The following is a 6,866-nucleotide window of genomic DNA, read 5'->3' as shown; positions in this document are numbered from 1 at the left end:
CCACAGTGGTATTCGGTGTCAGGAAGTTATTTGCTCTTCTTCGGAATCCGCACCACGCGGGTATCGGAGTAGATGTCGTGCCAGGTGCGCTTCTGCTTGTCGTATAGCGACCAGAAGAATCCAAGCCCTGCGCACAGCCACGAAGCGATCGATACCATGAAGCGCAGTAGCGCCTGCCACAGGCTGATCGCGCTGCCATCGGCGTTCTGTACGCGGATGCCCCATACCTGCATGCCCAGTGTCTGCCCGCCGTGGGTCCAGAACTTGGCGAAGAACGCAAACAGCACCAACAGCAACACCGTGGAATACAGCGGATCGCCATCCATTTTTCCGGCGTCGGTCAGCACGCGCAGGTGTTCTTCACCGATGATCGCTGCCTGGATCAACTTGTAGACGAACCCGGTGACGATCAGCAGGGCGGTGCACAACAGGAAGTCATAGAACATCGCCGCCAGACGCCGGCCGAGGCCAACAGCAGGAAAGTCGCCCTGGGGAGTGAGCAGGTTTTTCGACATGGCAGCCTCTGGACGCAAAATGAAATGCCATTTTACGGATTCGCGCGCACAAAAAAGCCCCTGATATCAATATCAGGGGCTTTTTCGTTACAGAAGATTAACCTTCTGCTTGTACTTCATCAGCCTGCATGCCTTTCTGGCCTTGCACAGCAACGAAGGTCACTTTCTGGCCTTCTTTCAGGCTCTTGAAGCCGTTGCCCTGAATAGCGCGGAAATGCACGAACAGATCCGGACCGCTTTCTGGAGTGATAAAACCAAAACCTTTCTCGTCGTTAAACCACTTGACGGTACCGCTCTGACGTTGGGACATTTCTTATTTCCTTTGACGCATAAATTGATGACAGCCTCTTTCTCATGAAAGAGTACTGGGGCTGGTTGCAGGAGAGTAAGAAGACGTCGAGCGGGATGTAGCTAACTTGTAGGCTACTGCCCAGGTCACGATTCCAAGCTGACCCATGCAAACACAGTGGACAAACTCTACGCCAACTACGGGAGAAAAAACAAGCCCCGCGAAGGCCCCGGTTTTACTGTCCCTGCTGGCAGTTAGTCAGTCTGCTAGTGCGGCTTAGACGATTAGCTTGTTCAAAAGTTTTCGAACGTTATAAGTAAAGTTCATAATCGAATCAAATGTTAGAAAATGCACTTTTTTGTGGCGATTGCGTTACACATTAGTGCATGCATAACGCAATCGCGTTACTTATAGAAACAGTCAATCAACCGCGATAGTAGCGTTGTGAAACAAATGGCATTTTGCTTACAAGCATTTGCACCTTTTTCCCACGAACGATGGCCCAGACTGGCGTATCCAGGGTGACATAAGCGCTGTTGAGGTAACCCATCGCCAACGGGCCACCCAGGGTCGGACCGAAGCCGCCGCTGCACACACTGCCGATGATTTCGCCGGCTTCGTTGACGATTTCTGCGCCTTCCCGCACTGGCGTACGTTCCTGCGGCAGCAGGCCGACGCGTTTGCGCGCGACGCCGTTCTGCTGCTGAGCGAAAACTGTCTCTGCCCCAGGGAAACCACCGGCCCGCGCGCCGTCGGCACGGCGTGGCTTGGAGATCGCCCACAACAGGCTGGCTTCAATTGGCGTGGTCTCGGTGTTCATGTCGTGGCCATACAGGCACAGGCCGGCTTCCAGGCGCAGCGAATCGCGGGCGCCGAGGCCGATGGCCTGAACTTCCGGTTCGGCCAGCAGGGCGCGGGCGAGTTTTTCTGCATCGGCGGCGGGCACCGAGATTTCGAAACCGTCTTCACCGGTGTAGCCCGAACGGCTGACGAAGCAATCCACGCCCAGCAGTTGCACGCGATTGAACTGCATGAAGGTCATTTTTGCGACTTCAGGGGCCAGGCGCGCCAGCACCGTAACCGCTGCCGGACCTTGCAACGCCAGCAGCGCGCGCGCTTCGAACAGCTCCGTAATGGTGCACTGATCGCCAATGTGTTTTTGCAGATGCGCCAGATCCTGATCCTTGCACGCGGCGTTGACCACCAGGAACAGCTCGTCGTTACCGAGATTGGCGACCATCAGGTCGTCGAGGATGCCGCCGTTGTCGTTGGTGAACATTGCGTAGCGCTGCATGCCCACCGGCAGGTCGATGATATCCACCGGCACCAGGGTTTCCAGAGCCTTGGCGGCATTGGCGCCGGTCAGGCGGATCTGGCCCATGTGCGAGACATCGAACAGCCCGGCCTGCTCACGGGTGTGCTGGTGTTCTTTCATCACGCCCAGCGGGTATTGCACCGGCATGTCGTAGCCGGCGAACGGCACCATGCGGGCGCCGAGTTCGATATGCAGAGCGTGCAGCGGGGTTTTCGACAGTTGTTCGGTGGACATGCGTGGCTCCTTGAAAGTTTGAGTTTGGGGGCATGGGGCTAGATTTAGATCAAGATCAAAAGCCCCTCACCCCAGCCTTCTCCCGGAGGGAGAGGGGACTAAGTGCGGTCCTCTCCCAAAGGGAGAGGACATAAATCAGCATTCGATGATGTTGACTGCCAGACCGCCGCGGGCGGTCTCTTTGTATTTGCTTTTCATGTCGGCGCCGGTCTGGCGCATGGTGCGGATGACCTTGTCGAGGGAGACGAAGTGTTGCCCGTCGCCGCGCATGGCCATGCGCACCGCGTTGATCGCTTTCACCGAGCCCATGGCGTTGCGCTCGATGCACGGCACCTGCACCAGCCCGCCAATCGGGTCGCAGGTCAGGCCGAGGTTGTGTTCCATGCCGATTTCCGCCGCGTTCTCGACTTGCTGCACGCTGCCGCCGAGCACTTCACACAACGCGCCAGCGGCCATCGAGCAGGCCACGCCGACCTCGCCCTGACAGCCGACTTCGGCGCCGGAGATCGAGGCGTTTTCCTTGTACAGAATGCCGATCGCGGCGGCGGTCAGCAGAAAACGCACCACGCCGTCATCGTTCGCACCCGGGATAAAGCGCATGTAGTAATGCAGCACCGCCGGGATGATGCCCGCCGCGCCGTTGGTCGGCGCGGTGACCACGCGGCCGCCGTTGGCGTTTTCTTCGTTGACCGCCAGGGCGTACAGGTTGACCCAGTCCAGCACCGACAGCGGATCACGCAGCGCTGATTCCGGGTTCTTGCACAGTTGCCGATGCAATGCCGCCGCCCGGCGTTTGACCTTCAGCCCGCCCGGCAGAATGCCTTCGTTGCGACAGCCAGCGGCAACGCAGTCCTGCATCACTTGCCAGATTTTCAGCAGACCGGCGCGGGTTTCCGCCTCCGGGCGCCAGGCGCTTTCATTGGTCAGCATCACCTGGCTGATCGACAGCCCGTAGGTGGCGCAATGGCCGAGCAAGTCCTTGGCACTTTTGAACGGGAAGGTCAGCGGTGTCGCGTCTTCGACGATGCGGTCGGCACTGGCGGCATCTTCATCGACCACAAAGCCGCCACCGACCGAGTAGTACTCGCGGCTGCGGATCTGAATACCGGCAGCATCGAAGGCACGAAAGATCATGCCGTTGGGGTGGTAGGCCAACGGCTTGCGGATCATCGCCAGGTGTTCTTTCTCGTTGAACGCAATGCTGTGTTCGCCGAGCAGATTCAGCCGGCCATTGCCGCGAATATCCTGCAGGCGTGCGGCGACGGTTTCGGTGTCGACGGTGTCCGGGTGTTCACCTTCAAGGCCGAGCAGCACCGCTTTGTCGCTGCCGTGTCCCTTGCCGGTAGCACCGAGCGAGCCGTACAGCTCGACTTTGACGGTGCTGGTGGCCGACAGCAGGTCATCGCGGCGCAAGCCTTCGGCGAAGCGCGCAGCGGCACGCATCGGGCCGACGGTGTGGGAGCTGGAAGGGCCGATGCCAATCTTGAACAGGTCGAACACGCTTAACGACATGAGTTGTTCTCCGGTTTCTTGTTATAGGAATTGGCGCAAGCTCGAGGCTGGACACAAATCCCCTGTGGGAGCGAGCAAGCCCGCTCCCACATTGGGATCTATGGTGTTGCTGAAAATCGGGGCAGGTGACCTGCCCCTCATCCGCTTAAGCGTAGCTTTCGATCGACGGGCAGGCGCAGACCAGGTTGCGGTCGCCGAAGACGTTGTCGACGCGACCGACCGGCGGCCAGTATTTGCCTTCGATCAACGACGCCACCGGATACACCGCCTGCTCGCGGCTGTACGGGTGGGTCCACTCGCCGACCAGCTCCGCAGCCGTGTGCGGGGCGTTCTTCAGCGGGTTGTCGTCCTTGTCCAGCGTGCCGTTTTCCACCGCGCGGATTTCTTCGCGGATGCGGATCATGGCGTCGCAGAAGCGGTCCAGTTCTTCCTTGGATTCACTTTCGGTCGGCTCGATCATCAGCGTGCCGGCGACCGGGAACGACATGGTCGGGGCGTGGAAGCCGAAGTCGATCAGACGCTTGGCGACGTCATCGACGCTGATGCCGCTGCTGTCTTTCAGTGGACGCAGGTCTAGGATGCATTCGTGCGCCACCAAGCCGTTGCTGCCGGTGTACAGCACTGGATAGTGCTCTTCGAGGCGACGGGAAATGTAGTTGGCATTGAGGATCGCCAGTTGCGAAGCGCGTTTCAGACCGGCGCCGCCCATCATGCGAATGTACATCCAAGTGATCGGCAGAATGCTCGCGCTGCCGAACGGTGCTGCGCAGACCGCGCCTTCCTTGCGCTCCATGTGGCCGTGACCCGGCAGGAACGGGGTCAGGTGCGACTTGACGCCAATCGGGCCGACGCCCGGGCCGCCACCGCCGTGCGGAATGCAGAAGGTTTTGTGCAGGTTCAGGTGCGACACGTCGCCGCCGAACTTGCCCGGTGCGCAGAGGCCGACCATCGCGTTCATGTTGGCGCCGTCGATGTACACCTGGCCGCCGTTGTCATGAATGATCCCGCAGATTTCGCGGATGCCTTCTTCGAACACGCCGTGGGTCGACGGGTAGGTGATCATCAGCGCGGCGAGGTGTTCGCGGTGCTCGATGGCTTTGGCGCGCAGGTCTTCGATGTCGACGTTGCCACGGGCATCGCACGCGGTCACTACCACGCGCATGCCGGCCATGTTGGCGGTGGCCGGGTTGGTGCCGTGGGCCGACGACGGGATCAGGCAGATGTCGCGGCGCTCGTCGCCACGGCTCTGGTGGTAGGCGCGAATCGCCAGCAGTCCAGCGTATTCACCCTGCGAACCGGCGTTCGGTTGCAGCGAGATCGAGTCGTAACCGGTGGCGGCGCAGAGCATCGCTTCCAGTTCGTCGGTCAGTTGCTGGTAGCCGGCGCTCTGCGCAGCCGGAGCGAACGGGTGCAGGGCGCCGAATTCGGCCCAGGTCACCGGGATCATTTCGCTCGCGGCGTTGAGTTTCATGGTGCACGAGCCCAACGGGATCATGGTGCGATCCAGTGCCAGGTCCTTGTCCGCCAGTTTGCGCAGGTAGCGCATCAGCTCGGTTTCCGAGTGATAACGGTTGAACACCGGGTGGCTGAGGATCGGCGACTGACGTACCAGCGCCGCCGGAATGGTGCTTTGCACCGAAGCGGCCAACGCAGCGAAGTCCGGCAGGGCCTTGCCGTCGGCGAACAGGCTCCACAGGGTTTCGATGTCAGCCTGAGTGGTGGTTTCGTCCACTGACAGGCCCAGACGCTGGGCGTCGATCACCCGCAGGTTGATCTGCGCGGCATGCGCCTTGTCGTGCAGCGCGGCGGTGTGTGCGCCGGTGGCGAGGGTCAGGGTGTCGAAGAAGCTGGTCTGCTCGACTTTAGCGCCCAGTGCGCTCAGGCCCTTGGCCAGAATCGCGGTCAGGTGATGCACGCGGTTGGCGATCCGGGTCAGGCCTTTCGGGCCGTGATACACGGCGTACATGCTGGCGATGTTGGCCAACAGCACCTGCGCGGTGCAGATGTTCGACGTGGCCTTCTCGCGGCGGATGTGTTGCTCGCGGGTCTGCATCGCCAGACGCAGGGCCGGTTTGCCGAAGCGGTCAACCGACACTCCGACCAGACGGCCCGGCATGTCGCGCTTGAACGCATCCTTGGTAGAGAAATAGGCCGCGTGCGGGCCACCGAAGCCCAGCGGCACGCCGAAGCGTTGCGCGGAACCGATAGCGACGTCGGCGCCGAACTCGCCCGGAGCGGTCAGCAGCGTCAGGGCCAGCAGATCAGCGGCCACGGCGACCAGCGCGTTGGCGGCGTGGAAGCGCTCGGTCAGTTCGCGGTAGTCGAACACATCACCGTTGCTCGCCGGGTATTGCAGCAGCGCGCCGAAAAACGGCGTGACGTCGCTCAGTTCACGCTCATCGCCAACCACCACGTCGATGCCCAGCGGCTCGGCACGGGTGCGCAGCACGTCGAGGGTTTGCGGGTGGCTGTGGATCGAGGCGAAGAACTGGTGGCTGCCCTTGTTCTTGCTCAGGCGTTTGCAGAAAGTCATGGCTTCGGCAGCGGCGGTGGCTTCGTCGAGCAAGGAGGCGTTGGCGATCGGCAGGCCGGTGAGGTCGCTGATCAGGGTCTGGAAGTTCAGCAGCGCTTCGAGACGACCCTGGGAAATTTCCGGCTGGTACGGGGTGTAAGCGGTGTACCAGGCCGGGTTTTCCAACAGGTTGCGCAGGATCGGCGACGGCGTGTGGCAGTTGTAGTAGCCCTGGCCGATGTAGGTCTTGAACAGTTGGTTTTTGCCGGCGATGGATTTGATCATCGCCAGTGCGTCGGCTTCGCTCAGGCCGTCGTCCAGGCCGAGCACGCTGGTGCCCTTGATGCTTTCCGGGATGACGCTGGCGCTCAGCGCTTCGAGCGAGTCGAAGCCGAGGCTGTTGAGCATGGCTTGCTCGTCACCGGCGCGTGGGCCGATGTGACGGGCGATGAATTCGTTGGCAGTGCCGAGGTTTACTTGGGTCATGTC

Annotated in this window: 5 protein-coding genes; all 5 read right to left on the bottom strand. The window is 61.1% G+C overall.

Annotated features, from left to right (window positions below; all coding sequences use genetic code 11):
- Positions 1-26 precede the first annotated feature (26 nt).
- The gene (locus V3W27_RS11945) at positions 27-515 is read right to left on the bottom strand and encodes an RDD family protein (RefSeq protein WP_330206665.1); all 489 of its coding nucleotides are present in this window, start codon (positions 513-515) and stop codon (positions 27-29) included.
- 97 nt (positions 516-612) lie between these two features.
- Positions 613-825, bottom strand: a complete 213-nt coding sequence (locus V3W27_RS11940) for a cold-shock protein (RefSeq protein ID WP_007934683.1) — start codon at positions 823-825, stop codon at positions 613-615.
- A 403-nt stretch (positions 826-1,228) separates the two neighbouring features.
- Positions 1,229-2,353: a glycine cleavage system aminomethyltransferase GcvT gene (gene gcvT / locus V3W27_RS11935; RefSeq protein ID WP_330206664.1), complete on the bottom strand. Its 1,125-nt coding sequence runs from the start codon at positions 2,351-2,353 to the stop codon at positions 1,229-1,231.
- 135 nt (positions 2,354-2,488) lie between these two features.
- Positions 2,489-3,865: an L-serine ammonia-lyase gene (locus V3W27_RS11930; RefSeq protein ID WP_330206663.1), complete on the bottom strand. Its 1,377-nt coding sequence runs from the start codon at positions 3,863-3,865 to the stop codon at positions 2,489-2,491.
- A 145-nt stretch (positions 3,866-4,010) separates the two neighbouring features.
- On the bottom strand, positions 4,011-6,863 hold the full coding sequence (gcvP, locus tag V3W27_RS11925) for an aminomethyl-transferring glycine dehydrogenase (protein WP_442962651.1): 2,853 nt from the start codon (positions 6,861-6,863) through the stop codon (positions 4,011-4,013).
- Positions 6,864-6,866 lie beyond the last annotated feature (3 nt).

The organism is Pseudomonas sp. AM14(2022), assembly GCF_036346455.1.
GTDB lineage: Bacteria > Pseudomonadota > Gammaproteobacteria > Pseudomonadales > Pseudomonadaceae > Aquipseudomonas > Aquipseudomonas putida_A.
The sequence above is the reverse complement of the archived record's forward strand: the minus strand, read 5'-3'. Positions and strand labels throughout refer to the sequence as shown.

What these genes read in the sequence shown, in the direction of transcription:
- V3W27_RS11945 (WP_330206665.1), bottom strand. Translation starts at nt 515, where the DNA reads ATGTCGAAAAACCTGCTCACTCCCCAGGGCGACTTTCCTGCTGTTGGC.
- V3W27_RS11940 (WP_007934683.1), bottom strand. Translation starts at nt 825, where the DNA reads ATGTCCCAACGTCAGAGCGGTACCGTCAAGTGGTTTAACGACGAGAAA.
- gcvT (WP_330206664.1), bottom strand. Translation starts at nt 2,353, where the DNA reads ATGTCCACCGAACAACTGTCGAAAACCCCGCTGCACGCTCTGCATATC.
- V3W27_RS11930 (WP_330206663.1), bottom strand. Translation starts at nt 3,865, where the DNA reads ATGTCGTTAAGCGTGTTCGACCTGTTCAAGATTGGCATCGGCCCTTCC.
- gcvP (WP_442962651.1), bottom strand. Translation starts at nt 6,863, where the DNA reads ATGACCCAAGTAAACCTCGGCACTGCCAACGAATTCATCGCCCGTCAC.